24 protein-coding genes, 2 tRNA genes and 2 pseudogenes are annotated in these 26,328 nt (G+C 60.6%); 19 read left to right on the top strand and 9 right to left on the bottom strand.

The features are described 5' to 3' along the window. Positions 1 to 54: 54 nt before the first annotated feature. The 4 genes from trmD to E4P82_RS06740 all read left to right on the top strand — a co-directional run bounded on the left by trmD (position 55) and on the right by E4P82_RS06740 (position 2,611). Entirely contained in the window at positions 55 to 846 is a 792-nt protein-coding gene (gene trmD, locus E4P82_RS06755; protein ID WP_169248188.1) for a tRNA (guanosine(37)-N1)-methyltransferase TrmD, read from the top strand. Positions 847 to 850: 4 nt separating this feature from the next. Then, positions 851 to 1,198, top strand: a complete 348-nt coding sequence (rplS, locus tag E4P82_RS06750; protein ID WP_169248187.1) for a 50S ribosomal protein L19 — start codon at positions 851 to 853, stop codon at positions 1,196 to 1,198. Positions 1,199 to 1,307: 109 nt separating this feature from the next. Beyond that, positions 1,308 to 2,123, top strand: coding sequence for a 3'(2'),5'-bisphosphate nucleotidase CysQ (gene cysQ / locus E4P82_RS06745; RefSeq protein ID WP_169248186.1), 816 nt, complete (start codon positions 1,308 to 1,310; stop codon positions 2,121 to 2,123). Positions 2,124 to 2,125: 2 nt separating this feature from the next. Further along, positions 2,126 to 2,611, top strand: coding sequence for a methylated-DNA--[protein]-cysteine S-methyltransferase (locus E4P82_RS06740; protein ID WP_169248185.1), 486 nt, complete (start codon positions 2,126 to 2,128; stop codon positions 2,609 to 2,611). 197 nt (positions 2,612 to 2,808) lie between these two features. On the opposite strand, the gene E4P82_RS06735 is transcribed toward E4P82_RS06740, so the two are convergent. Then, entirely contained in the window at positions 2,809 to 6,015 is a 3,207-nt protein-coding gene (locus tag E4P82_RS06735; RefSeq protein ID WP_169248184.1) for an IPTL-CTERM sorting domain-containing protein, read from the bottom strand. 185 nt (positions 6,016 to 6,200) lie between these two features. On the opposite strand from E4P82_RS06735, the gene htpG reads away from it, so the two are divergent. The 5 genes from htpG (at position 6,201) to E4P82_RS06710 (ending at position 10,690) form a co-directional block, all read left to right on the top strand. After that, positions 6,201 to 8,105: a molecular chaperone HtpG gene (gene htpG, locus E4P82_RS06730; RefSeq protein WP_169248183.1), complete on the top strand. Its 1,905-nt coding sequence runs from the start codon at positions 6,201 to 6,203 to the stop codon at positions 8,103 to 8,105. A gap of 162 nt (positions 8,106 to 8,267) precedes the next feature. Further along, positions 8,268 to 8,699, top strand: coding sequence for a CBS domain-containing protein (locus E4P82_RS06725; RefSeq protein WP_169248182.1), 432 nt, complete (start codon positions 8,268 to 8,270; stop codon positions 8,697 to 8,699). 54 nt (positions 8,700 to 8,753) lie between these two features. Beyond that, the gene (locus E4P82_RS06720; RefSeq protein ID WP_169248181.1) at positions 8,754 to 9,194 is read left to right on the top strand and encodes a YcgN family cysteine cluster protein; all 441 of its coding nucleotides are present in this window, start codon (positions 8,754 to 8,756) and stop codon (positions 9,192 to 9,194) included. Continuing rightward, the gene (locus E4P82_RS06715) at positions 9,191 to 9,895 is read left to right on the top strand and encodes an MBL fold metallo-hydrolase (RefSeq protein WP_169248180.1); all 705 of its coding nucleotides are present in this window, start codon (positions 9,191 to 9,193) and stop codon (positions 9,893 to 9,895) included. Before E4P82_RS06720 ends, E4P82_RS06715 begins: the two co-directional genes overlap by 4 nt. Before the next feature lie 15 nt (positions 9,896 to 9,910). Continuing rightward, on the top strand, positions 9,911 to 10,690 hold the full coding sequence (locus E4P82_RS06710) for a class II glutamine amidotransferase (RefSeq protein WP_169248179.1): 780 nt from the start codon (positions 9,911 to 9,913) through the stop codon (positions 10,688 to 10,690). On the opposite strand, the gene E4P82_RS06705 is transcribed toward E4P82_RS06710, so the two are convergent. Then, positions 10,687 to 11,223, bottom strand: a complete 537-nt coding sequence (locus E4P82_RS06705; RefSeq protein WP_169248178.1) for a C40 family peptidase — start codon at positions 11,221 to 11,223, stop codon at positions 10,687 to 10,689. The genes E4P82_RS06710 and E4P82_RS06705 overlap by 4 nt on opposite strands. A 155-nt stretch (positions 11,224 to 11,378) precedes the next feature. Between E4P82_RS06705 and E4P82_RS06700 the strand changes: the two genes are divergently transcribed. From E4P82_RS06700 to folE2, 10 genes and pseudogenes are all read left to right on the top strand, one after another. Further along, entirely contained in the window at positions 11,379 to 11,858 is a 480-nt protein-coding gene (locus E4P82_RS06700) for an FKBP-type peptidyl-prolyl cis-trans isomerase (RefSeq protein ID WP_169248177.1), read from the top strand. A 104-nt stretch (positions 11,859 to 11,962) separates the two neighbouring features. Next, complete coding sequence (gene minC / locus E4P82_RS06695; protein ID WP_169248176.1) at positions 11,963 to 12,688, top strand: septum site-determining protein MinC; 726 nt, start codon at positions 11,963 to 11,965, stop codon at positions 12,686 to 12,688. A 57-nt stretch (positions 12,689 to 12,745) separates the two neighbouring features. Further along, the gene (gene minD, locus E4P82_RS06690; protein ID WP_169248175.1) at positions 12,746 to 13,558 is read left to right on the top strand and encodes a septum site-determining protein MinD; all 813 of its coding nucleotides are present in this window, start codon (positions 12,746 to 12,748) and stop codon (positions 13,556 to 13,558) included. Positions 13,559 to 13,561: 3 nt separating this feature from the next. Further along, on the top strand, positions 13,562 to 13,837 hold the full coding sequence (minE, locus tag E4P82_RS06685) for a cell division topological specificity factor MinE (protein ID WP_169248174.1): 276 nt from the start codon (positions 13,562 to 13,564) through the stop codon (positions 13,835 to 13,837). A 40-nt stretch (positions 13,838 to 13,877) separates the two neighbouring features. After that, on the top strand, positions 13,878 to 14,279 hold the full coding sequence (locus tag E4P82_RS06680) for an RNA-binding S4 domain-containing protein (protein WP_169248173.1): 402 nt from the start codon (positions 13,878 to 13,880) through the stop codon (positions 14,277 to 14,279). A 214-nt stretch (positions 14,280 to 14,493) separates the two neighbouring features. Further along, positions 14,494 to 14,859, top strand: a pseudogene (locus E4P82_RS06675) (phasin family protein); the annotation flags it as partial. A 178-nt stretch (positions 14,860 to 15,037) separates the two neighbouring features. Beyond that, positions 15,038 to 15,280 carry an exodeoxyribonuclease VII small subunit gene (locus tag E4P82_RS06670; protein WP_169248171.1) on the top strand — a complete coding sequence of 81 codons (243 nt, stop codon included), beginning with the start codon at positions 15,038 to 15,040 and terminating at the stop codon, positions 15,278 to 15,280. Continuing rightward, positions 15,280 to 16,176 carry a (2E,6E)-farnesyl diphosphate synthase gene (gene ispA / locus E4P82_RS06665; RefSeq protein ID WP_169248226.1) on the top strand — a complete coding sequence of 299 codons (897 nt, stop codon included), beginning with the start codon at positions 15,280 to 15,282 and terminating at the stop codon, positions 16,174 to 16,176. Before E4P82_RS06670 ends, ispA begins: the two co-directional genes overlap by 1 nt. An 81-nt stretch (positions 16,177 to 16,257) precedes the next feature. Further along, positions 16,258 to 18,145: pseudogene (gene dxs, locus E4P82_RS06660) on the top strand (1-deoxy-D-xylulose-5-phosphate synthase). A 155-nt stretch (positions 18,146 to 18,300) separates the two neighbouring features. After that, positions 18,301 to 19,113 (top strand): GTP cyclohydrolase FolE2, encoded by an 813-nt coding sequence (folE2, locus tag E4P82_RS06655; RefSeq protein WP_169248225.1) that lies wholly within the window; start codon positions 18,301 to 18,303, stop codon positions 19,111 to 19,113. Positions 19,114 to 19,180: 67 nt separating this feature from the next. On the opposite strand, the gene E4P82_RS06650 is transcribed toward folE2, so the two are convergent. From E4P82_RS06650 to E4P82_RS06620, 7 genes are all read right to left on the bottom strand, one after another. Then, a tRNA-Val gene (locus tag E4P82_RS06650) sits at positions 19,181 to 19,255 on the bottom strand. A 162-nt stretch (positions 19,256 to 19,417) separates the two neighbouring features. Then, complete coding sequence (gene greA / locus E4P82_RS06645; protein WP_169248170.1) at positions 19,418 to 19,897, bottom strand: transcription elongation factor GreA; 480 nt, start codon at positions 19,895 to 19,897, stop codon at positions 19,418 to 19,420. Next, positions 19,894 to 23,118 carry a carbamoyl-phosphate synthase large subunit gene (gene carB / locus E4P82_RS06640; protein WP_169248169.1) on the bottom strand — a complete coding sequence of 1,075 codons (3,225 nt, stop codon included), beginning with the start codon at positions 23,116 to 23,118 and terminating at the stop codon, positions 19,894 to 19,896. The genes greA and carB overlap by 4 nt, the downstream gene beginning before the upstream one ends. Positions 23,119 to 23,218: 100 nt before the next feature. Further along, a complete protein-coding gene (gene carA, locus E4P82_RS06635) occupies positions 23,219 to 24,358 on the bottom strand; it encodes a glutamine-hydrolyzing carbamoyl-phosphate synthase small subunit (protein ID WP_169248168.1) in 1,140 nt (379 codons plus the stop codon). A 146-nt stretch (positions 24,359 to 24,504) separates the two neighbouring features. Continuing rightward, complete coding sequence (dapB, locus tag E4P82_RS06630) at positions 24,505 to 25,308, bottom strand: 4-hydroxy-tetrahydrodipicolinate reductase (RefSeq protein ID WP_169248167.1); 804 nt, start codon at positions 25,306 to 25,308, stop codon at positions 24,505 to 24,507. A gap of 140 nt (positions 25,309 to 25,448) precedes the next feature. Continuing rightward, positions 25,449 to 25,522 (bottom strand) — tRNA-Gly (locus tag E4P82_RS06625). A gap of 125 nt (positions 25,523 to 25,647) precedes the next feature. Beyond that, positions 25,648 to 25,893 (bottom strand): H-NS histone family protein, encoded by a 246-nt coding sequence (locus E4P82_RS06620; RefSeq protein ID WP_246327411.1) that lies wholly within the window; start codon positions 25,891 to 25,893, stop codon positions 25,648 to 25,650. Between the last annotated feature and the right edge of the window lie 435 nt (positions 25,894 to 26,328).

The raw sequence follows: 26,328 nt of genomic DNA, 5'->3' as shown, positions 1-26,328 counted from the left end.
CATCCTCAACCCCTCTTCCCCTGTGGGAGAGGTACGCTAGGAAACGCAACAGCCATGCGCGTGGACGTGGTGACCCTGTTTCCCGGAATGGTCGAGACCTTGCTCCGTTTTGGAGTCACCGGGCGGGCCGTCGAGCGCGGCTTGTTGCGGGTGGTGACCTGGGATCCGCGCGACGATGCCCATGATCGCCATCGTACCGTGGACGACCGGCCTTATGGCGGCGGTCCGGGCATGGTGATGAAGGTGCAACCGCTGCGCGATACCCTGCAAAGGGCCAGAGCAGCGGCGCAGCCATCGGGAAAAACGATTTATCTCAGCCCGCAGGGTCGGCCGCTGACCCAGGATGGCGTGCGGGAACTGGCGCTGGACACGAGATTGATCCTGCTGGCCGGCCGCTATGAGGGCATTGACGAGCGGCTGATCGCAACCGAGGTGGACGAAGAGTGGTCCATCGGCGATTACGTGCTCAGTGGCGGCGAACTGGCGGCGCTGGTGCTGATCGACGCCGTGGCCCGGTTGTTGCCGGGGGCACTGAACGGCAGCGAATCGGCCGAGCAAGATTCGTTCATGGACGGGTTGCTGGATTGCCCGCACTACACCCGACCCGAAGAGATCGAAGGGCGGCGAGTGCCGGCGGTGCTGTTGAGCGGCGATCATGCCGCCATCGCCCGCTGGCGACGGCGCGAGGCCTTGGGGCGGACTTGGCTGCGACGGCCTGACTTGCTGGCCCGACGGCGGTTGGTGACCGAAGACCAGGCGCTGCTGGATGAATTCATTCGCGAATACCAAGAGAAACAGGGAGCGCCGGCGCCGCCGGACAACCTCCTGGAGCAACGTGGAGCGTAGTGTCATGAGTAAACTGGTGGAAGAATTCGAACGCGAACAGATGAACCGCGAGATCACAGCCTTCAATCCTGGCGATACCGTGGTGGTGCGGGTCAAGGTGAAGGAGGGCAACCGTGAACGCTTGCAGGCCTTCGAAGGGGTGGTCATCGCCAAACGCAATCGCGGCCTGAACTCGGCGTTCACCGTGCGCAAGATTTCCCATGGCGAGGGCGTGGAGCGGGTATTCCAGACCTACAGCCCGGTGATCGCCGACATCACCGTCAAGCGCCGTGGCGACGTGCGCCGCGCCAAGCTGTACTACTTGCGCGGTCTGGAAGGTAAGGCGGCGCGCATCAAGGAGAAGTTGCGTTAAACTCATTAAGTAGCGACGATCGGCGATGGGGCGATCATTCCAGGGTCGCCCTTTTTATTTGTATTGCCCTTTTCTCAAAGGGAGAGAGGCCGGGAACTCAGGGGGTGACATGCACGACCCATGGTTGAATTGGCTGGAGCCGGTCCGGATGCTGGCGGCGGAAGCCAGCGAGCGCATCCTGGAGGTCTACGCCACGGCGTTTGGGGTAACCGCCAAGGAAGATGACAGTCCGCTGACCGCCGCCGACTTGGCCGCTCATCACGCTATCATTACCGGCTTGCGGCGCTTGACGCCCGACCTTCCCATCCTGTCCGAGGAATCAGCGGCCGTACCGTTCGCCGAACGGTCGCAATGGCGGCGCTATTGGTTGGTGGACCCGCTGGACGGCACCAAGGAATTCGTGAAGCGCAACGGCGAGTTTACCGTCAACATCGCCCTGATCGAAGATCACGAGCCGGTGCTCGGTGTGGTGCGGGTACCGGTGACCGGCGTGTGCTATTTCGCCGCGCGCCATTACGGGGCGTTCCGCGCGGAGCCAGGCCAGTCGCCGCAACCGATCTCGGTCAGACCGTTGCGGGTAGGCGAACCGGTGCGAGTCGCTGGCAGCAAAACGCATGGGGGCGAGGGATTACGGGCCTTCGTTGCCGCTTTGGGCGCGCACCATCTGGTCAGCATCGGCAGTTCGCTCAAATTTTGCCGGGTTGCGGAGGGTGCGGCGGATGTCTATCCCCGGCTTGGCTTGACCTCGGAGTGGGACACTGCCGCCGCGCAAGCCATCGTCGAAGCGGCTGGTGGCCGGGTGGTATCGGCGGAAACGGGCGAGTCGTTGCGCTACAACACGCGCGACTCGCTGCTGAACCCGTATTTCATCGTTTACGGCGATGCTGGCCACGATTGGTTGCGCTACGTTCCGCGCGAGAGTTGAACATGATCGCGCCCGATGCGTATCAGGCGGTCATTGCCACACCGATCGGCATGATCGGTATCCGCATGGCCGGCGAGGCGGTGAGCGAACTCGATTATTTGCCCGCCGATGCGCCGGAGCGAGCGCCGACGGATGTCATCACCCAAGCCGTTGTGGCTCAGTTGCAAGAGTATTTCCACGATCCTCGCGCCCCGGTCACGGTGGCGTTGGCACCTGAAGGCACAGTGTTTCAGCAACGCGTGTGGAAAGCGCTTCGGGCCATTCCATCGGGGACGGTGCTGAGCTATGGCGAACTGGCGGCACGCCTCGGTACCGCCGCCCGCGCCATCGGCGGCGCCTGTCGGAGCAATCCGATCCCGATTCTCGTTCCCTGTCATCGTGTGGTGGCCCGACAGGGGTTGGGTGGTTACGCGGGCGAAGTCACCGGCGATCCATTGGGGATCAAACGTTGGTTGTTGCGACATGAAGGAGTGGATGTAGACCGGTAAGCTCCACTCTGTACCCACTCGACCGGGCAATAGCTCGAAACGGCTTCGCTCTCCAGCCCAACCACGGTTTACCCTGCAATCCCCTCCTCCCGGCGTCTACCACATCCGCCCCCTCTAAATCCAACCACGGCTTACCTTCCATCATGATGAACATGGGCGCCTATGATGAGTAGTAGCTACCATGTTTTTCAGGACTATTATGGCGATCCATAGCCAGTGCGGCGTCGTGCCCGCCAGATGAGCCCACCGAGTAGGGTGCTCAATATCAGCAGTGCCCATTCGCCCAGAGTGGGAATCGCTGCCGTTCCATTCCCAGCGCCGGGCACGCCGGGACCGCCCTGATCCACAATGACGCCGTTGTTGGGGTCGAGGTCATCATCCCCCAGGCCGCCATCGGTGATAGTGAAGACAGCGGTATTGCCGGTGATGGTGGCGGGCAGTACATACCAGTGGGCGGCAGGATTGCCTGAAGTAGGGCCATATTTCCAGTATTGCGTTCCTGCTGGCAGCAGATTCGGGTAAGTCAGGGTGAGGGTGACCGTGCCACCTGAAGGACAGACGGCCGTGAAGCCGAACACACCATAGGGGAAGGTAATGCCGGGGGGCAGGGGAGTGGGCGCGGCGGTAAAACTCGTCGAGCCCAGGGCGAAACCGGCGCAGGTTCCCCCGGTGATGGCGGCGGTCACGAGACCGCCGCCGGCATTGCCTTGCGCGGTGGTCGGGAGGGAGACCACGGCGGTCGTAGCGGTGGCGGTGTTGTTCCCGGCGTTCCCGTCCAGAGTGGCGGAGGTGACAGTGGCTGTGTTGCTTAGCCCAGCGATGGCCGAGGCGCCGACCTGCACGGTCAGGGTGAAGACAGCAGGGCTTCCGACGCCGAGCGAGGCTATTGAGCACGAGACCGTGCCGCCGGCGCCGACGGCGGGCGTGGTGCACGACCAGCCACCCGGCGAGGACAGAGACACGAAGGTGGTCCCGGCGGGCAGGGGGTCGGACAGTGAGACCGACCCAGCATTGCTCGGGCCGGCGTTGTTCACCGTGATCGTGTAGGTGAGATCATTCCCGGCTGTCACCGGGTCGGGGGTATCCGTCTTGGTAATGCTCAGATCGGCCAAAGCGGCGAGCGTATCGGTATCGGTAGCGCTGTTGTTACCGGGCGTGGGATCGGTTGTGGCGCTGGCGATGGTGGCGGTGTTGGTCAGGGTGCCGGTGGCGGTGGGGTTGATGGTGCAGGTGGCGGTGTAGGTAACGGAAGCGCCGACCGGCAGGTTGAGCGCGGCATCGTTGATGTTGCCGTTGCCAGCGGCGGTGTTGCCGGTGGCGCCGCCCGCGGCAACGCTGGTATAGGTCGCGCCGGTGCAGGCCGCCGGGAAGGCGTCGGTGACGCTGGCGCCGGTCGCCGCCGAGGGACCGGCGTTCGAGGCGACAATCGTGTAAGTCACGCTGCTGCCCGGCGTGGCCGTGGTCACGCCATCGGTCTTGGTAATTGAGAGATCGGCCGATGCCGCCCGACAGGCCGTCACGGCAACATCGTCGATCGCCAGGCCGGCGAGCTGTACGGTGGTATCGGAATCGAGGTGGAAGCGCAGCTCGGCGTTAAGTCCGGCCAAGGCATCGGCACGGCCGTTGAAATTCGCCCAACCGGCGCTTTCGGCGATGGTGACCGTCGGATTGCCAACGGTGTTATTCATCGTGGCGCCCAGCCATTCGAAGAGGCGGATCGGATTGGCGCCGCCAGCTTCCTGGGCATCGACGAAGGCATGATCGAAACTCGCGCTTTCGATGTGGTAACGCTGCGCCCAGGAGACGATGATAGGAGGCGAATACCCCGTGAGATTGATGTTCGGCGACAGCAGATCCTGGCTACTCGAGGTGTTGTAGGTATTGTCGAGATCGGTCTTCCAGCAATTGGCGCCACTGTTGCAGGTGATGATCGGAACAAAGCTCGGCAGGCCACGCTCCCATTCGTCCTGGGCGCCGGAATGGGTGAAACCGCCGTCATCGGCCTCGAAGTTGGAGGAGTAGACCGTCTCCTGGATGAAGCCCGCCGGGCAGGATGGCGGCGGTGGCGGCTCGCAGATGGTTAGGCTCCAGGAATTGAGCGTGCCACCGTCGCCGGTCGCGTCGTCGCGGATCACCAGCGTCCAGACGCCGCCGGCATCTTCGCCATCGAACCAGTTCAGCCGATACGCCAGCTCGGGCTGATGCACCATGCTGGCCGACAGGGGGAAGGCGAAGGGCAGCGCCGCTTCGTCGTCGAGGCGGATGTCCATTAGCGTCTGTGGTCCGCCGACCGTGCTGGCGCCGACGTCGGTGAAGAGCCCGTTGTCATTGCCGGCCGGGGATTGCAGATGGACGTCGAGATCCTGCATGAAGGTATGGTTCAGGTTGATCGAGACGTCGAGGTCGGCGATGCGCGGGTTGCCGGGGACGGTGAGCGTCGAGGTGACTATACCTGGGCCGGTCGGGATCGCCACCGGCACGTCGGTGGAGGTGTAGGTGGTGCAGTTTGCCGTGGCATTCACATGGGGTAGCACCGAGACGCTCAGGTGGTAGGTGGCATTCGCGCCGAGTCCCGCTGCGCTGATCGAATCGACACTCACATAATAGGTGCCGGCGTCCTTGACGGTGAAAAAGAAGGCTTCCGAGTTCGGATCACCGGCGGAAGCACCGGCGTTGGCATCGTTGGCGTACAGAAATTGGTTGGCCGACGGGTTGCCGAACATGCCGAAACCGACGCGGCCATTCCACACATTCCCGTCGCGTTCGGGATTCATATCCAGGCTGAGAAAAACGCTGTCGCCGGCATTGAGCGTCAGGCTGTACACATCGGTCTCGCCAGGTGAAACATCGGTGATGGTACCGCTCACCCAGCCGGACGCCGGCAGAGGGTTGGCGGTGGCCGTGGTATTGTTCGGCTCGATCTCGGGCACCGGCGTCCCGCTCTGCAGCCTGAAGTGCAGGTGGTAGGGTCGGATGGTGCCGGTTATGGTGTTGTGGCGCACGCGCAGGAAATAGGTACCGTTGGCCGGGATGGCCAAGCCAGCGATCGACGATGAGTTGGAATTGAAAGTGCCGTCGTTATTGTCGGTTTCAAGCACCGTGGTGCCGTCGACGTCGAGAACATCGAGCACGCTGTCGCCGCTTGCCGAGGCGTCGAACAGGGTCTGGGTGGCGGCGTAGACGCGGTCGCCCGTGGTCGCGGTGAAGGAATAGAAGTCAACATCCCCGGCGGGGAAGATGTTCGCCTGCACCGCTACTGTGGAGCCACCCAGCGGCGTCGCCGTGGCGGCGGTGCCGTTGGGCTCGACCTCGGCGGCGAAGCCTGGCCCGGAAAGAGAGGTTTGTGGCAGCAACAGACCAATCAGGAAGAGAGCCGCCAAGAAACGACAATAGCCAATAAGCATCAATCTTTCCCTTCCGAGAGGTTTGAATCGTGGGCTGGCGGGCTCGGGAAACAGAGCAACGGCAGACATTACGTTTAGGTAGTTTAGCTTAACCTGAATTGTTGAAAGTGCACTGCCTTGAAATCCCGTCGCTTGCCCGCATATTGGGCCGAAAGCCGTGAACCCCATCCAGGAGCTTGTTACTCATGACCGTTGAAGCCCATAAGGAAACCCTTGGTTTTCAGGCCGAGGTGCAGCAATTGCTGCGCTTGGTCGCGCATTCGCTGTATTCCAACAAGGAGGTCTTTCTCCGCGAACTGATCTCCAATGCGTCCGACGCCTGCGACAAATTGCGCTTCGAGGCGCTCACCGACGGCGCTTTGTACGAGAGCGACCCCGAATTGAAAATCCGGGTGAGTTTCGACAAGGATGCCCGCACCATCACCGTGTCCGATAACGGTATCGGCATGGATCGGCAGGAAGTCATCGACAACATCGGCACGATCGCCCGTTCCGGTACCCGCCAGTTCATGCAGAAACTGAGCGGCGATCAGGCCCGCGATGCCAATCTGATCGGCCAGTTTGGTGTCGGCTTCTACTCCAGCTTCGTCGTCGCCGACAAGGTAACGCTGCGCACCCGCCGCGCTGGCATGGGGCCGGAGCACGGAGTGCTTTGGGAATCCACCGGCGAGGGCGAGTACGCACTGGAAACCATTGAGAAACCCGCGCGCGGTACCGAGGTGATTCTCCATCTGCGCGAGGAAGAGAGCGAGCTGCTGAACGAGTGGCAATTGCGCTCCATCATCACCAAGTATTCCGACCACATCACCCTGCCCGTGCTGATGCCGGTACAGAAGTTCAGCGAAGACAAGGATGCGCCGCCGACCATCGAGGAGGAACGCATCAATCAGGCGGCGGCGCTGTGGGCGCGACCCAAACAGGACATCAAGGAAGAGGAGTATAAGGAGTTCTACAAGCATGTCGGTCACGATTTCGAAGACCCGCTGGCCTGGACCCACAACCGGGTCGAGGGCAAGCTGGAATACACCTCGCTGCTGTTTATCCCAGCCCGCGCGCCGTTCGATCTCTGGGATCGCGAACAGCGTCACGGGGTGAAGCTGTACGTACAGCGGGTGTTCATCATGGACGATGCCGAGCATCTGATGCCGCGTTATCTGCGCTTCGTGCGCGGCGTGATCGATTCCAACGACCTGCCGCTCAACATCTCCCGCGAAATCCTGCAAGGCAGCAAGATCGTGGACAGCATTCGTGGCGGATCGGTCAAGAAAGTGCTGGGGTTGCTGGAGGACATGGCGGCCAACGATGCCGAGAAATACGGCAAGTTCTGGAAGGATTTTGGGCGGGTCATCAAGGAGGGGCCGGCGGAGGATCATGGCAATCGCGAGCAAATCGCCAAATTGCTGCGCTTTGCCTCGACTCACAACGACAGCGCCGAACAGACCGTCGCGCTGGCGGATTACATCGGTCGGATGAAGGAAGGGCAGGACAAGATTTACTACATCAGCGCCGACAGCTTCGCCGCCGCCAAGAACAGCCCGCACCTGGAAGTTTTCCGCAAGAAAGACTTGGAAGTTTTGTTGCTGACCGATCGAGTGGACGAGTGGCTGATGTCGCACTTGACCGAGTTCGAAGGCAAGCCTTTCCAGTCGGTTGCCAAAGGGGCGCTGGATCTGGACAAGATCGCCTCGGAGGAGGAAAAACAAGAGCAGAAGCAGGCCGAGGATCAGTTCAAGGATTTGCTGACCCGAGTCAAGGAGGTGCTGGGCGACAAGGTCAACGAAGTGCGGGTTTCCTCGCGACTGACCGATTCGCCGGCCTGCCTGGTGGTGGACGAGTACGCGCTCAGTGCCCACTTGGAGCGCCTGTTGCGCGAAGCGGGCCAGAACGTGCCAGCGAGTAAGCCGCACCTGGAATTGAATCCCCAGCATCCGCTGGTCGCCCGGCTGAAGGACGAAGTGGACCCCGGTCGCTTCGGCGACTGGACCCACTTGTTGTTCGAGCAGGCGATGTTGGCGGAAGGGGGGCAACTGGAAGATCCAGCCAGCTTTGTGAAGCGATTGAACGGCCTGTTGCTGACGCTGGGCCACTAAAAAGCGCCTACACTACACGGCGAGGGGTTGCGTGACCTGTTGCGGCAGGGTTGGCCCCCGTTGTGTGGTTTCTATCGCTAAAACCGACGATTCTGATAAATTATTATTGACGAGCTGTTTGGCTCGACCTGACGAAGTTAATGATGAGGGAGGTGTCTATCCATGATGCAATTGAAGGAAGTGCTGAAGAACAAAGGTGGCGAGCCCGTGGTCGTGCCGGAAGCCAGCACGGTGGCGTCCGCCATTCGAACCATGAATGCCAAACGGGTTGGGTCCGTGATGGTGCAAGGTCCTGGCGGCGAGCCGATGGGTATCCTGACGGAGCGCGACATGATACGGCTGTATGCCGATGGCGAAAGCGATTTCGAAACCATGCTGGTCAAGGATTGGATGACCACTAATATCTATGTCTGCAAGCCTGGCGACACCGTCGGCGAAGCGTTGACCGTGATGACCGCTAAACGGTTCCGGCATATTCCAGTAGTGGAGGACGGTAGGATGGTGGGTGTGGTTTCCATCGGCGACCTGGTGAAGGCCAAACTCGAAGAAACCGCCGTCGAAGCGCAGGCGCTGCGCGAGTACATCAACTCCTGACTCGATGGGGACGCCAGACGGCGTCCCTGTTTTCCCGCTGACTGGTCGGTCGCCATGAATGCCATCCCTCGCTTCTGGGAAGAAAAATTCCTTGCCGATTTGACCTTGGCGGAATGGGAAGCGCTTTGCGACGGTTGCGGCAAATGCTGCCTGCACAAGCTGGAAGATGAAGACACGGGTGAGCTATTCCACACCAACGTCGCTTGCCGGTTACTGGATCTTGAGACTGGACGTTGTACCCGCTACGCCGACCGGTTTCGCTGGGTGCCCGACTGCGTGCTGCTGACACCGGCCGAAGTGGAACGGGTAAACTGGCTGCCGCCCACCTGTGCGTATCGGCTGCGGGCGGAGCACAAGTCGTTGCCGAGCTGGCATCCGTTACGGACCCACGATCCCGATTCGACCCGCCGGGCGGGCATGAGCGTGTGCGGCTGGGTGGTGCCGGAACGACGAAGCCGGCGACTGGAAGACCATATCGTTGAGTGGCCATCATGAAAGTTCGTTGTTTTACCCTGGGCGCGTTCCAGGTCAATGCCTATTTGCTGGAAGATTCGGTCTCGGGGATCTGCGCCGTGGTCGATACCGGCGACGACTCGCAACTGGCGAACGCCTTGGCCGACTTGCAGCCGCGCCCGGACTTGCGAGCCATTCTGTTGACCCACGCGCATTTCGACCATGCCGGCGGCTTGGCCGACCTGCAGCGGGAATTCCCCGAGGCGGTGACCTACTTGCCGGCTTTGGAGCGGCCGATGTTCGAAGTATTGCCCCAGCAGGGTTCTCTGCTGTTCGGCATGGCCGATTTTGACCGACCGAGCGGCCGGATCGACCGGGAAGTGCGGGACGGCGATACCCTGGAACTTGGCGGCGAGTTGCGTTTTCGCTTTTTGTCCACCCCGGGACATACGCCGGGGCAGGGCTGTTATTACGACGATACCTATGTCTTCGTCGGCGACACGTTGTTCGCCGGCAGCGTGGGCCGGACCGATTTTCCCATGAGCGATCCAGCGCTGATGCAGGTTAGCTTGCGCCGGTTGTTGGATTTGCCGGGGCATCTGATCGTATGCAGCGGTCACGGACCGGTCACGACCTTGGAGCAGGAGCTGAAGAGCAATCCGTTTCTGGGTGATCTGCGTCGCGAGCGGGGTCTGGCGGAACCATCCGGCTGGCGGTCGCCGCTGGGGGCCAACTGGGGTTAGCGAGAGGGGTGGGAGATGTGCGAATTGCTCGGGATGAGCGCCAATGTGCCCACCGATATCTGTTTTAGCTTTACCGGCCTGATGCAGCGCGGCGGCAGGACCGGACCCCATCGAGACGGATGGGGCATCGCCTTTTACGAGGGACGTGGTTACCGCGCCTTTCACGATCCCCATCCCAGCGCCGAGTCGGAAATCGCCCGTTTGGTGCAGCGTTACGCCATCAAGAGCCGGATCGTGGTCAGCCACATCCGCCGCGCCAACCGCGGTCGGGTCTGCCTGGAGAACACCCATCCGTTCGGTCGCGAGTTGTGGGGTCGGCATTGGGTGTTTGCCCACAACGGCCAATTGCGGGGAGTAAAGCGGCTACCGCTGCATTTTTACCGCCCCATCGGCAGTACCGACAGCGAACACGCCTTCTGCTGGCTGCTGGACCGCATCCGCGCCCGATTTCCCCAACCGCCGCGTCGGCCAGCGGCGCTTTGGCGCTACATCCACACCTTGGCTGGGGAATTGAACCCGCGAGGGGTTTGCAATTTCCTGCTGAGCGACGCCGATTACCTGTACGCGCATTGCAGCACGCAACTGTCATGGCTGACCCGGCGGGCGCCGTTCGGCAAAGCCTGTCTGATGGACGCCGACATGATGGTGGATTTCCAGGCGGAAACCACGCCTGACGATGTGGTGACCGTGGTGGCGACTCGGCCACTGACCGACAACGAGCCGTGGACGGTCATGAATGCCGGAACTCTAGCGATTTTTGACGCTGGCGAGCCGGTGGCCATGCTCGATCGTTAGCCGGAAGGGCCGTTGCCGGACGGCGCCGCATATTGGACCAGCGATGTCGTGCCGCCAAGAAACGTTGCGCCTCCGACCAGCCGTTGTCGCCAATAGCGCCGATTCAAGCTGACCTTACGGACTTGGCCGCTGCCGGAAGAGGCATGGATCATTTGTCCCTTGCCGGCGTAGATGCCGACATGTGAAACCATGCCGTCGTTGCCGGTACGGAAAAACAGCAGATCGCCGGGCAGGACCTTGCGCTGCGGTCGTCCCGACTGGAACTGCTCCATTGCCGTGCGCGGCAACCGGATACCAGCTTGCAAGTAGGCGTACTGCACCAGACCGCTGCAATCCACCCCGCCGGGCGATTCGCCGCCCAGCACGTAGGGTGTGCCGATCAGCCGTTCGGCGGTGCCGAGAATGCGCTGGCGCGCGGCGGTGTACGAGTCACTGCGGGCCGGCGCCGACGGCGCCGCGCACCCTCCCAGCCAAAATAATCCGGTTAGCAGCAACGCAAGAAAAGCTCGGTAGGCACATGGCGGGATGGGCATCACGACATCTCCCTCTAAACCAAGGATCGCTACAGTATATAGGCTAGGCTGCATGTGGCGGGAGACCGGGAATGGTCGGATGGCCAGGTTTAGGGCGGCGAAAACGTCATCCATGATCTATAGTACAATTTTGATGCAACCTGACGGACGGGCTCATGAAGGCGGAAAAAGACAAAATCGTATCCCTGCATTACACTTTGACCGATGATGGTGGCGTGACTCTCGACTCCAGTCGCGGGCGCGAGCCACTGAGTTACCTGCACGGCCACGGCAATATCATCCGGGGTTTGGAGGCGGCGCTGGAGGGCAATGAAGCCGGTTTCAGTTCCTCTGTCCAAGTGGTGCCCGCCGATGGCTATGGCGAATACAACCCGCAAGCCGTGTTCGAGGTGCCGCGCGAGCAGTTTCCCCCGAATGAGACTATTCAAGTTGGCATGCAGGTCCAAGGCGAAAGTCCTGATGGCGTGCTGAATTTCACGGTGTTGGCGGTGAACGAAAAAGGTGTGGTCTTGGATGCCAACCACCCGATGGCCGGCAAGAACCTGAATTTCGAGGTGGAGGTATTGGAAGTGCGCGACGCGACCGCACAAGAATTGTCCCATGGACACGTTCATCCACACGGTCATGATCATTGAGCCACTAACCGCGGCTGGCTGGGTCGGATGCGTGTTCATCGGTAACGGTTGATGTGTAGAATGATGTTCCACACACGCGTTTAGCTCAAGGTGCCTCAACCGCCATGTTGCTGCAATCCTCTCCTCTCGCCAGCGAAGAGCCACCGCCCTTCGAACTCAAGGGTAGCCTGTTTACGCTGACTGTCCTGTATCTGTTCAAGTTGGATCGAGTCGCCATCGAGCGGCATCTGACGGAGAAAATCAAACAGGCTCCCGGTTTTTTCAATAACACGCCGGTGGTGATTGATCTGGAAGGGCTGCATGAATCCAGGGACGGCGTGGATTTCATCGCACTGTACGAACTGCTGAAAGGATGCGGCATGGTGCCGGTGGGGATTCGTAACGGCAATCCCAAACTGCAGGCGGTTGCCCGATTGGCGGGCTTGCCGTTGCTGCCCGAAAGCCGCTCCACCAGCCCCGCCAGGAAACCCGAGCAACGGATCGCCGAGCCGGTGTCGACGCGCGGCCTGATCGTGAGCCATCCGGTGCGTTCGGGCCAGCAAATCTATGCTCCGAATGGCGATTTGATCATTTTGGGTACAGTCAGTGCCGGCGCCGAGATCATGGCGGATGGCCATGTCCATGTGTATGGATTGCTGCGGGGGCGCGCTCAGGCGGGCATGAAGGGTGACCTGGAAGCGCGCATCTTCTGTCAGGGATTGGAAGCGGAATTGATCTCGATCGCCGGTCGCTACCGGGTCAGCGAGCAGATCGGTTCGGACGATTGGGGTAAGGCCGCTCAGATCCATTTAGCGGACGACCGGTTGATTATCGATCATCTGGCACGTTGACCGATGGGTCCGGCTCAATTCATGAACTTTTAAAATACAACTTGTAGGAACAGCAGCTTGGCAACCGTTATCGTTGTGACTTCCGGCAAGGGGGGTGTGGGCAAGACCACGACCAGTGCCAGTTTCGCCACCGGTCTGGCCCAACGCGGCTATCGGACCGCCGTCATCGATTTCGATGTTGGATTGCGCAATTTGGATTTGATCATGGGCTGCGAACGCCGGGTTGTGTATGACTTCATCAACGTCATCAACAACGAAGCCAATCTCAATCAAGCCCTGATTCGCGATAAGCGCGTGGAAAATCTATATATTCTTCCAGCCTCGCAGACCCGCGACAAGGAGGCGCTTACCAAGGAAGGCGTGGAAAAAATCCTGAACGAACTCAAGCAGAGCTTCGATTACATTGTCTGCGACTCGCCCGCTGGTATCGAGCGCGGGGCTCTGATGTCACTGTATTTTGCCGATGAAGCGTTGGTGGTCACCAACCCGGAAGTGTCGTCGGTACGCGATTCCGATCGCATCCTCGGCATTCTGGCCAGTCGTTCACGTCGGGCCGAGCAAGGGGACGAGCCAGTCAAGGAGCATTTGGTGCTGGCGCGCTACGCGCCGGAGCGCGCGGATCGGGGCGATATGCTGGGTGTGGATGATGTATTGGAGATCCTGGGCATCTCGTTGTTGGGCGTGATTCCGGAATCACCGACCGTTTTGCAATCCTCGAATGCCGGTGTTCCCGTGATTTTGGAGGAGGGTAGCGATGCGGGTGCCGCCTATAGCGATCTGGTTGACCGCTTCCTGGGTAAAAATCTGCCGCATCGGTTTCTTGTGACCCAGAAGAAAGGGTTTCTGAAGCGTCTATTTGGCGGGAACTAGGCCATGGGCATTTTTGATTACTTTCGTTCGCCGCCCAGTAAATCGGCGGCTCTGGCCAAGGAAAGATTACAGATCATTGTCGCGCATGAACGGGGTAATCGCCGCAGCAGCCCTGACTACCTGCCTGTGCTCAAAAAGGAGCTGCTGGAAGTGGTGCGCAAATATGTGCCGATCGATCAGAGTCAGATCAAGGTGCATTTGGATCGTGAAGGAGACTGCGAAGTTCTGGAATTGAACATCACCCTACCCGATGAAGAACAGCGCCTCAGCCAGCGCTAGGATAGGGTTCGATTGTTATTGAATCGAGATAGGGTCGGCAATGGTTGCGGGCGATAGCGAAAACCGGATTCGGCTCGATAAGTGGTTGTGGGCCGCACGGTTCTTCAAGACCCGCAGCTTGGCGGTCGCGGCGGTTGCCGGCGGTAAGGTTCATGCCGGTGGTCAGCGCGTCAAACCCGCCCACGCCGTGCGCATGGGGGAAGTCCTGTCTATCCAGCGCGGTCCCGATCAGTACATCGTTACGGTCAAGGCGCTTAGTGATCGGCGCGGCCCCGCCAAGGAAGCAGTTTTGCTATACGAAGAAAGCGTCGAGAGTCGCCAGTCACGCGAAGCGCTCGGCGAGCAGCGACGCCTGTCGCAGTTCGGTTCCTCCCCTCCCACTGGGCGCCCCACCAAGCAGGATCGCCGCCGCATCGTCCGATTTACCCAGCGAGGCGAGTAGAACGGAGCCATCGGCCGGGGTTTAAGCGTATACATATCAGGGATGAAGGACAATGCAAGCCAGTCTTGCACGACTGTATAAAGGGATCCCCAATCGTGGGAGTCGGCTGCTTCAAAAATCAATTGACCGGCAATGTCCAGGATTACATGTGCCAAATCTGACTGATGGGTTTGGCATTTTTGCCAGAGCCCGGTAAGAAGATGGGCGACCGTTCGAAACCCTGGTTCAGGAAGGTCAGAGGGTGGATATGCGGATGAAGAAAACCGCCGAGCACAAAACCGGACAAATGAAGGACGGGGTCGATGCGGCGAGGAGCCAAGTCGAAGAACTCCATGACCGATCGGTCGGTCCCTGGAACAAGCTGGAGGAAGTATTCCAGGGGCGCGTGGCGCGTGCCCTGCACCGCTTGGGCGTGCCGAGCCAAGATGACATTCAGTGCCTGTTCCGGCAGGTGGAGTTGCTGGACCGGATCATTCGGGATTTGAGCCGGGCGACGGAAGCAGAGGCCAAGACCAGAAAAACGCGTGTCGGCAAGGACGCCGATCCAGTAGCGCCCTCCAAGATTGCCGGCCCGGTGTGAGCACCGCCGCCCGGTTGTGGGTAACCGAGAAAATTGCGAACGAGCGTCAGGGAGAAAGGCAGAGTCAGGGAGCGGCCCTTTCCGCATTTTTAGGACTGGCTTCGGATTGGCTGCACGAAATTGACCGTTCGCCAGTCGCAAGGTAACGTAAGCGCCTACCGAAAACGGATGGGCAGGCATGACGGCTAAGAAACATTCCCCTCTTTCTTTCGAGGCGGCTCTGACCGAACTGGAAAGCGTGGTCGCGCGGCTCGAACAGGGCGAACTGAGTCTCGAAGAAACCTTGCAACGGTTCGAGCAGGGAGTTGCCTTGACGCGAACCTGCCAAATCGCCCTGCAACTGGCCGAGCAAAAAGTGGAACAATTGCTTGAGAAAAACGGTGACCTGGACATTCTGCCGTTCGACGAGACGACGGCGTGATGAACAAGGTTGCGGAATGGAGCAGGCACTATCGGAGTCGCGCCAACCAAGCACTCGACCAACGGTTGCCAGCTGCGGATCTCCATCCCGGCGATCTGCATCAGGCCATGCGCTACGCGGTCCTGGGAGGGGGCAAGCGCATCCGGCCCGTGTTGGTTTACTCGGCCGGCGCGGCGGTCGGCGCGATGCTTGAAGCCTTGGACGGTCCGGCTTGCGCGGTGGAATTCATCCATGCCTATTCCCTGATCCACGACGACTTGCCGGCGATGGATAACGACGAACTGCGCCACGGTCGGCCAACCTGCCACAGGGCGTTCGGAGAAGCGCTGGCGATTCTGGCCGGCGACGCCTTGCAGGCACTGGCGTTTCAGGTGTTGAGTCAGGATCCCGCCATGATCTCCGATTCCGTCATTCGCATGCGGATGCTCGGCCTGTTGGCGCAAGCCGCCGGTTCACGGGGGTTGGTGGGTGGCCAGGCCATCGATCTGGCGGCGGTCGGTCGGGATGATCTGACCCTGGCGGAATTGGAAAACATGCATATCCACAAGACTGGCGCATTGATTCGCGCTAGTGTGCTGCTTGGAGCGTTCAGCCGACCGGAAGTCGAATCCACGGTGTTGGAGCGATTGGATCGCTATGCCAAGTGCATCGGTCTGGCCTTCCAAATTCGCGACGACATTCTCGACGTGGTCGGCGATACCGCCACCCTTGGTAAGACCCAAGGGGCCGACCGGGCGCTCAACAAGCCCACTTACCCCGCACTGCTGGGTTTGGACGGTGCCCGCGAGCACGCTCGCGCGCTGCACCAGGAAGCGCTGGCCAGCCTTGGACCCTTGGGGTCCGAAGCCGATCCGCTGCGTTGGCTCGCCACTTACATCGTCGAGCGTGTCTACTAGCCAGCTTGCAAGCACTGGGTGGCCGAAGCCACTCGACGCATCCCTCACATAAAATCACGAATGGGCATGGACTTTGTCACGATGACCGCCGGATCCGCTTTTCCGTTGCTGGAACAGATCGATACGCCGCTCGACCTGCGGCAGTTGCCCGAAGCGCGCTTGCCGGAATTGGCCTGCGAACTGCGTGAGTTCCTCATCCAAACCGTGGCCAAGACCGGGGGGCATTTCGCCGCCAATCTGGGCACCGTGGAATTGAGCATCGCTCTGCATTATGTGTTTGACACGCCGGAGGATCGCCTGGTCTGGGATGTGGGCCATCAAACCTATCCGCACAAGATTCTGACCGGCCGTCGAACCCGGATGGAAACCTTGCGGCGCAAAGGCGGTATCGCCGGTTTTCCCAAGCGGGACGAAAGTCCCTACGATACCTTTGGCGTCGGTCATTCCAGCACCTCGCTCAGCGCGGCGCTGGGCATGGCCATCGCCACCGAGCAGGCGAACAGCGACCGCAAGGTGGTGGCGGTGATCGGCGATGGCGCCATGACCGCTGGCATGGCGTTCGAAGCGCTCAATCATGCCGGCCATCTAAAGCCCGACTTGTTGGTGGTGCTGAACGATAACGAAATGTCGATTTCGCCGAATGTCGGCGCCTTGTCGGCCCATCTAACCAAGTTGCTGTCGGGCCGATTGTTCTCCAGTGTCCGGGAAGGCGGTAAACGCATGCTCAGTCGGGTGCCGCCCATGCTGGAAGTGGCGCGACGCGCCGAGGAACACGTCAAAGGTATGTTTGCTCCCGGCACCCTCTTCGAGGAGCTGGGTTTCAATTATTTCGGGCCGGTGGACGGGCATGACCTACCGACACTGGTTCAGACCCTGCACAACCTGCGAGCGCTCAAGGGGCCACGACTGTTGCATGTGGTTACCCGCAAAGGCAAGGGTTATCCGCTGGCCGAGGATGAGCCGGTCGGCTATCACGGAGTTGGTGTTTTCGACCCGGCCTGTGGGCTCAAGCCAGCCAGGCCGGGCGGAAGGCCGAGCTATACCCAGGTGTTTGGGGAATGGCTGTGCGATATGGCCGAGCGGGACGAGCGTCTGATTGGCATTACCCCGGCCATGCGGGAAGGCTCCGGTCTGGTGGAGTTCGCGGAGCGCTTTCCAGATCGCTATTTCGATGTGGCAATCGCTGAACAGCACGCGGTCACGCTGGCCGCTGGTCTGGCCTGCGAGGGGCTCAAGCCGGTGGTGGCGATCTATTCCACGTTCCTGCAGCGCGCTTACGATCAATTGATTCACGATGTTGCCCTGCAAAATTTACCGGTGCTGTTCGCCATTGATCGCGCCGGATTGGTGGGACCGGACGGACCGACCCACGCCGGCAGCTTCGATTATAGCTATCTGCGCTGTATTCCCAATCTGGTGGTGATGGCCCCGGCCGACGAAAACGAATGCCGAGAGATGCTCTATACCGGCTTCCAGTTGAACCAGCCGGCGGCGGTGCGCTATCCGCGTGGCAAGGGCACCGGGGTGGAAGTACGGCGAGAGGAGATGCGAGCGTTGCCAATGGGGGGAAGCCGTCGTCCGCCGTCGCGGTCGGGACTTGGCATTGCTGGCCTTCGGCAGCATGGTGGAAGTGGCCGAGCTTGTGGCTCGACAGATGGATGCCACTGTGGTGAACATGCGCTTTATCAAACCGCTGGATGAAGCGGTTGTAGTACGGTTAGCCGCCGAACACCGCTGGTTGGTGACGTTGGAAGAGAATGTGGTGGCCGGCGGCGCGGGCAGCGCGGTGAACGAGTGTCTGGCGGCGCGGAGTATTCAAGTCCCAGTTTATAATATCGGATTACCGGATCGCTTCGTGGGCCAGGGTGAGCGCGACGAATTGCTGGCCCAATGCGGTTTGGATGTGGAAGGCGTGCTCCGGCAACTAACGGATTGGGGGATAAAGTATCCCGTCTCGCCCCCGGTTTGATAGCTGAGCGATATGCTCGGGAATTAACCGTCGATTTGATCATCCAACCACTGGCATCGAAGCACTTCCGCAACCGGTTGGAGCGGTGCGAGGCGTTGGATCTTGAATGAAGCGCGCGAAGGCGCGGTTGAGAGGATTGCATGAAGCCATCGATGATGAGTCCCGCGGCCATGCCGGCGGTCATCCATATTCCCGACGTGCAGAACAGCGCCGATACCCGCCGGTTGGCGATCAACAAGGTGGGAATCAAGGATATCCGCCATCCGGTCAGAGTCCGTGATCGCAGCGGGGGCGAACAGCACACCATCGCCACGTTCAACATGTACGTGAACCTGCCCCACAATTTCAAGGGCACGCACATGTCGCGTTTCGTGGAGATTCTGAACGTGCCGGGCCGCGAGATTTCGGTGGACTCCTTCAAGGACATGCTGACCGAGATGACCGGGCGGCTGGAAGCGGAAGCCGGTCATATCGAGATGACTTTCATGTATTTCGTCACCAAGGCGGCGCCGGTATCCGCGGTTCGGAGCCTGATGGATTACGAGGTGACCTTCATTGGCGAGATTCGCGACGGCCGGCCGGTCATGAACGTCAAAGTCGTGGTGCCGGTAACCAGCCTATGCCCCTGTTCGAAGAAAATTTCCAAATACGGCGCACATAATCAGCGCTCGCATGTGACAGTCAACGTGCGCGTCCAGGATTTTATCTGGATTGAGGACATCATCGACTTGGTGGAAAAGGAAGCGTCCTGCGAATTGTACGGATTGCTCAAGCGCCCGGACGAGAAGTATGTCACCGAGCGAGCCTACGACAATCCCAAGTTCGTCGAGGACATGGTGCGCGATATTGCCGCTAAACTGAATCAGGACGATCGCGTTGCGGCATATGCGGTGGAGTCGGAGAATTTCGAATCCATCCACAACCATTCGGCTTACGCCATGATCGAGCACGACAAGGAAACCAAGTAGCCGATGGGCCGATCTGGCCGGACACAAAAAAAAGCCGTTCCAGCGAACGGCTTTTTTTATTGCGAAGTGGTGGGCGATGCTGGGCTCGAACCAGCGACCCCTACCGTGTGAAGGTAGTGCTCTCCCACTGAGCTAATCGCCCGTCAAACGGGGTCGAGATTATAAGCAGCCGACCTCCTTTCTGACAAGCGTTTGTTTCATTATATGCCTTGGTTCTCCGGCGGATGACCCAAGCACAGACCGACGAGACCCCGATTCCCGGTAACAGGAATACGGCCAGATGACGCGGGCATCGCGGTTTCACTCAGATGTATTGTACGTCGACGATTTCGTAGGTTCTCAGACCGCCGGGTGTTTGGACGTCGACGATGTCGCCAACGAACTTGCCGATCAATGCTCGGGCGATGGGCGAACTGAATGAAATCTTGCCCTCTTTGATATCCGCCTCGTCCTCGCCAACGATCTGGTAGCGTTTTTCTTCCTCGCTGTCCTCCTCAGTCAGCAGCACGGTGGAGGCGAACACCACCCTGTCGGAGGGCGGTAGCTTGGTGACGTCGATAATCTGGGCATAGGCCAGCTTCGCTTCGATTTCCGCAATGCGGCCCTCCGTAAAGCTTTGCTGCTCGCGGGCGGCATGGTATTCGGCATTTTCCTTCAGATCGCCATGAGCACGAGCCTCGGCGATGGCGGCGGTAATCTGCGGTCGCGCCACCGTTTTCAGTTGGAGCAGCTCCTCACGCAGTTTTTCAGCGCCGGCGATGGTCATCGGTACCTTCTGAGTCATGCGTGCAGTTCCCGGTGCAGATCCTGGAGGCAGTTCACGCTCCCATTGTCGAGTTCGCGCAGGGCCTGGCAGGTGGCTCGCGCGGCGGCGATGGTGGTGGTGTAGCTGATTTTGTGCATCAGAGCCTCGCGACGGATGGAGTAAGAATCGGCGATCGCCTGTTTGCCTTCCGTCGTGTTGATGATAAGACTGATCTGATCGTTCTTGATCATGTCCACGACATGCGGCCGGCCTTCCCCTACCTTATGGACGGTGTCGCAGGCGAGGTCGAAGGCATGCAAGGCTGCCGCGGTTCCCTTGGTGGCGACCAGCCTGAAACCGAGCCGTTCCAACTCGCGAGCGACTTCGACCGCCTTGGGTTTGTCGACATCACGCACGCTGATGAAGGCTTGTCCACCGCGTGGCAATTGGTCGCCCGCGCCGAGTTGGGCCTTGGCGAACGCTTCGCCGAAGGTACGACCGACGCCCATCACTTCACCGGTGGATTTCATTTCCGGCCCCAATAGGGGATCGACGCCGGGGAATTTGACGAAGGGGAACACGGCTTCCTTCACGCAATAATAGGCGGGAATCACTTCGCCGGATACCCCTTGCTCGGCGAGTCCGCGTCCGACCATGCAACGGGCGGCGATTTTGGCCAGCGGTCGGCCGGTGGCTTTGGAGACATAAGGCACGGTTCGGGAAGCGCGAGGGTTGACTTCCAGCACGTAGATGTCGTTGCCCTGAATGGCGAACTGGGTGTTCATCAGCCCAACCACGCCCAGTTCCAGCGCCATCGCCCGCACTTGTTCGCGTAGCCGGTCCTGAATCGCCGGACTAAGGGAAAAGGGCGGCAGCGAGCAGGCGGAATCGCCGGAATGCACGCCGGCTTCCTCGATGTGTTCCATGATGCCGCCGATGAGGACTTCGCGCCCGTCGCTGAGCGCGTCCACATCCACCTCGACGGCATTGTTGAGAAAGCAGTCCAGCAGCACCGGCGAATCGTTGGAGACTTGCACCGCATCGGTCATGTAGCGGCGCAGGTCCTCTTCCTGGTGGACGATTTCCATGGCCCGGCCGCCCAGGACGTAGGAGGGGCGCACCACCAGCGGATAGCCGATTTCTTGGGCCAATCGCACCGCTTCCTCGGGTTCGCGGGCGGTGCGATTGGGCGGCTGCAGCAAACCGAGTTGGGCGATCATCTGTTGGAAGCGCTGGCGGTCCTCGGCGCGGTCGATGGCGTCCGGCGTGGTGCCGACGATCGGCACGCCGTTGGCTTCCAGAGGCCGGGCCAGCTTGAGCGGTGTCTGTCCGCCGTACTGGACGATCACCCCCTTGGGCTGCTCCTTGCGGACGATTTCGAGCACGTCTTCCAGGGTCAGCGGCTCGAAATACAGCCGGTCGGAGGTATCGAAGTCGGTGGACACCGTCTCCGGATTGCAGTTGACCATGATGGTTTCGTAGCCATCCTCGCGCAGGGCGAGGGCGGCATGGACACAGCAGTAGTCGAACTCGATACCCTGACCGATGCGGTTGGGACCGCCGCCCAACACCATGATTTTGGCGCGGTCGGTCGGTTCGGCTTCGCACTCTTCCTCGTAAGTGGAATACAGATAGGCGGTGCTGGTGGCGAATTCGGCGGCGCAGGAATCGACTCGCTTGTAGACCGGGTGGATGTCGAATTCGTTGCGCTGCTGGCGGACCAGGGTCTCGGTGACGCCGGCCAAGGTCGCCAGGCGGCTGTCGGAGAAGCCCTTGCGCTTGAGAAAATACAGGCGCTCCCGGTTCCGCAAGGCTGCCGCGCCCAAGGCGCGCACCTCGCCGGCGAGCTGAACCAGTTCGTCAATCTGCGCCAGGAACCAGGGATCGATCCGGGTGAGTTCGTAGAGCGCGTCCACCGAGTATCCCAGACGGAAGGCTTCGGCGACGAACCACAGTCGCTGCGGGCCGGGCATGCCCAGCTCGTACTTGAGCGCGACATGCGGGTCGGGGTGTTGGTGGTCGAGGATTTCGTTGAAACCGTCGGTGCCGATTTCCAGGCCGCGCAAGGCCTTGTGGAGCGATTCCTGGAAGGTTCGACCAATGGCCATCACCTCGCCGACCGATTTCATCTGGGTGGTCAAGCGTTGGTTGGCTTGCGGAAATTTTTCGAAGTTGAAGCGCGGCACCTTGGTGACGACGTAATCGATGCTCGGCTCGAACGATGCCGGGGTGCGGCCACCGGTGATCTCGTTCTTGAGTTCGTCCAGGGTATAGCCGACCGCCAGCTTGGCCGCGACCTTGGCGATGGGAAAACCGGTGGCCTTGGAGGCCAGCGCCGAGGAGCGCGAGACCCGAGGGTTCATTTCGATGATGACCATGCGGCCATCGTCGGGATTGATGGCGAACTGGACATTGGAGCCACCGGTATCGACGCCGATCTTGCGCAGCACCGCCAGCGAGGCGTTGCGCATGATCTGGTATTCCTTGTCGGTCAGGGTCTGGGCTGGGGCGACGGTGATCGAGTCGCCGGTATGCACACCCATCGGATCGAAATTTTCGATCGAACAGACGATGATGCAGTTATCGGCCCGATCACGGACCACTTCCATCTCGAATTCCTTCCAGCCCAGCACGGATTCCTCCAGCAATACCTCGCTGGTCGGCGACAAATCCAGGCCGCGTTCGAGGATCTCGACCAGTTCTTCACGATTGTAGGCAATACCGCCGCCGCTGCCGCCCAGGGTGAAGGATGGACGGAGGATGGTCGGAAAACCGATCTCGTGATGCTGGGCCAGTGCCTCCTCCAAAGTGTGAGCGACCACGGATCGCGGGGTGGCCAGCCCGATCTCGTGCATCGCCTGGCGGAAGCGCTCGCGGTCCTCGGCCATGTCGATGGCGTTGGGAGAAGCGCCGATCATTTCCACGCCATATTGTTTCAACACACCATGGCGGACCAGATCCAGCGCGCAGTTCAGCGCGGTTTGGCCGCCCATGGTCGGCAGCACGGCGTCCGGGCGCTCGCGGGCGATGACCTGGCTGACCGTTCGCCAGTGAATCGGCTCGATGTACACGGCGTCGGCCATGTTGGGGTCGGTCATGATGGTGGCGGGGTTGGAGTTGACCAGGATCACCCGGTAACCTTCCTCCCGCAGCGCCTTGCAGGCTTGGGCGCCGGAGTAGTCGAACTCGCAGGCTTGACCGATCACGATGGGACCGGCGCCGATGATCAGGATGCTGTGCAAATCGGTGCGCTTGGGCATGGCTCAGGTGTCGGGTAGCAGGTATCGGGGTGTCGGGTGTCGGGTGTCGGACGAGGACAACAAGACACGAGCAGCAGCGGGGGCCTGTTTGGTGCCCGGCTCATGCGTCGGGTCGGTTTGCCGCCATCAGGTCGATGAACCGGTCGAACAGCGGCGCCACATCGTGTGGGCCGGGGCTGGCTTCCGGGTGGCCCTGGAAACTGAAGGCCGGTCGGTCGGTGCGGGCGAGGCCCTGCAGCGAGCCATCGAACAGCGAGCGGTGAGTCGCGCGCAAGTTGGTCGGCAACGTGGTTTCATCCACCGCGAAGCCGTGGTTCTGGCTGCTGATCATCACCCGGCCGCTGTCGAGATCCAGCACCGGATGGTTGCCGCCGTGGTGGCCGAACTTCATCTTGACGGTACGCGCGCCGCTGGCCAGTCCCAGCAACTGATGGCCGAGGCAGATTCCGAACAGCGGAATCCCGGTGTCCAGCAACTCGCGGATGGCGACGATGGCATAGTCGCACGGTTCGGGGTCACCGGGTCCGTTGGACAGGAATACGCCGGTGGGATTCAGGCCGATGACCGCGCTGGCCGGCGTCCGCGCCGGCACCACGGTGACTCGACAGTCGCGGGCCACCAGCATCCGCAAGATGTTGCGTTTGACGCCGTAGTCGTAGGCGACCACATGGTGGCGGGTGGCGCGCACGCTTGGGAAACCGTTGTCGGCCAAGCGCCAAGTACTCTCTTGCCACTCGTAGGGTTCGGAGACGCTGACGACCTGGGCCAAATCCATGCCCTTCAAGCCAGGAAATTCACGAGCCAGGCGTAGCGCCCGATCCGCGTCGGGAGCGTCGCCCGCGATCAGGCAGCCGCCCTGTGCGCCCTTTTCCCGTAGCAGGCGGGTCAGTCGCCGGGTATCGATGCCGGCGATGGCGACCACGCCGCGTTCACGCAGGTAGCTGTCCAGCGATTGCCGGTTGCGCCAGTTGCTGGCACGGCGCGGACAATCCCGCACCACCAGGCCGCTAGCGTGGATTTGGCCCGCCTCCTCATCGCCGCCGTTGGTGCCGACGTTGCCGATGTGAGGATAAGTCAGGGTCACGATCTGCTGGCAGTAGGAAGGATCGGTCAGAATTTCTTGATAGCCGGTGATCGAGGTATTGAAAACAACTTCGCCTTGGGCGAATCCATCGGCGCCGATGGATTCGCCCTGGAACAGGCTACCGTCTTCCAGGGCCAGAAGCGCGGGTTTCCTCAAGGGAGCCTCCAGAATGGACACACAGAAAGGGAGCAGCGCACGGGCCGCTCCCAGGATGCGATGCAAAAAACATGGTGAACTGGTGGGGAGTTTACCAAATCATGCCGTGTGGCTCTAGAGAGCGGGATTGCCGGCGGATAGCGCGTTCAGTGCAGGTCGAGCACGTCTCGCATGTCATACAGGCCGGGAGGACGGTTTGCCAGCCAGGCGGCCGCGCGCGCGGCGCCCTTGGCGAAGGTCATCCGGCTGGAGGCGCGATGGGTGATTTCGATGCGTTCGCCGTCGTCGGCGAACAGGACGGTATGGTCGCCGACGATGTCGCCGGCACGGATGGTGGCGAAGCCGATGGTGTTGCGCTCGCGCTCGCCGGTGACGCCTTCCCGGCCATACACCGCGCATTGCGCCAGGTCCCGACCGAGTACTCCGGCAATCGTCTGTCCCATCGCCAGCGCCGTGCCGGAGGGGGCATCTACCTTATGGCGATGATGGGCTTCGAGAATCTCGATGTCGACGCTGTCGCCCAAGGTCCGTGCCGCCAGCTCCAGCAGTTTGAGGCAGAGGTTGACTCCAACACTCATGTTGGGCGCGAACACAATGGGAATCCGTGCCGCGCCGGCGGCAATTTCCGCCTTCTGTTCCGTTGACAGGCCAGTGGTGCCGATCACCATCGCCTTGCCGGCGGATCGGCACAGCGCAAGATGAGCGATGGTCACCGCCGGCTTGGTGAAATCGATCAGCAGATCGAAGCGATCGACCAGTGGTGCGAGATCGGCGGTGATGGGGATGCCCAACCGGCCGATACCAGCGATTTCGCCAGCATCGGCGCCGATGAACGGGCTATCGGGATGTTCGGAAGCCACGGAGCAACGAATGCTTTCAACCCGGCTGCATGCGTCAAGCAACTGTCGCCCCATGCGACCGGCGGCGCCGGCGATCGCGACGTGAATCATGGCGGGCGTTCTCCCGTGGGATGGTCAGACGCTACCGACAACTGGCTTGGTGTCGGCCTTGAGGCGTTACCGCGAGGAACGTTCGCGGGTGCTCTTTGCAAAGACAAAGGGTTACGCGTTGCAACGTAACCCTGTCACTTTGGAGCGGGTGATGGGAATCGAACCCACGCCATCAGCTTGGGAAGCTGAGGTTCTACCATTGAACTACACCCGCCGCATAATCCCGCGCTCTTCCTGCCTGAACCCAATCAAGTGGGTAGTCCGGAAATCATAGAGATAAAGCGGGTAGGTTGCAAGATGGTTAAAGCACGCCTTCTTGGCGGAATTTAACCGCAAAATCTATTCAGGGATTCGGAAAACTTCGATATCATCCGCCTGCTTCAGCCAGCCCGGCCTTTTGCCACGTCCTGTCCATGTTTGTTCGGGGTTGCTGGGATTGCGGTATTTAGGTTTGCCCGGCGATCTCTTCCGACGGCCCGAATAGTTGATTACCTCTTCCGGTGTCATATCGTATTGATCGGCCATTTTGAACATTTGATCACGAAGGGCTTCGATTTCACCGGTCTTTTTTTTGTTCGATGGCATCTTCGGCTGTCTGGATCAACTGCTTGAGTTGCTCGACGGAATAGGAATTGATGAGGTCTTCGATGTTGTCGCTCATGGTTTTTCGTTTGCCGTTGTCAATGTTTGCTGTTAGGAGTCCTTGATTAGGACTATGCGATTATTGTAGAGCATTTTTTTTTTATGACTGCAATGATTTTGACTATATTTATGTGGTGGTTCTGGGAAGTAATCTTTCAGAGGATTAGCCGCTTTTTGTGATTAGCGATTCCAAATGTCGCTGCAGTGTGGATCGAAAGACCAATGAGTGCTGATGACACCGTGAAGTTTTCTGCGTCGACCTTCCCCGTCGTGGAGGATTCGAATACCGGCGGTGAAGCGCTGCGGCGGATCCGCAGCTTTGTCCGGCGCGAGGGCCGAATGACGCGCGCCCAGCGGCGGGCATTTGTGGAGTGCTGG

Origin of the sequence: Candidatus Competibacter phosphatis, from assembly GCF_012939995.1 — a bacterium.
GTDB classification, from domain to species: Bacteria; Pseudomonadota; Gammaproteobacteria; order Competibacterales; family Competibacteraceae; genus Competibacter; species Competibacter phosphatis.
This window is presented reverse-complemented; position numbering and strand designations above follow the sequence as displayed.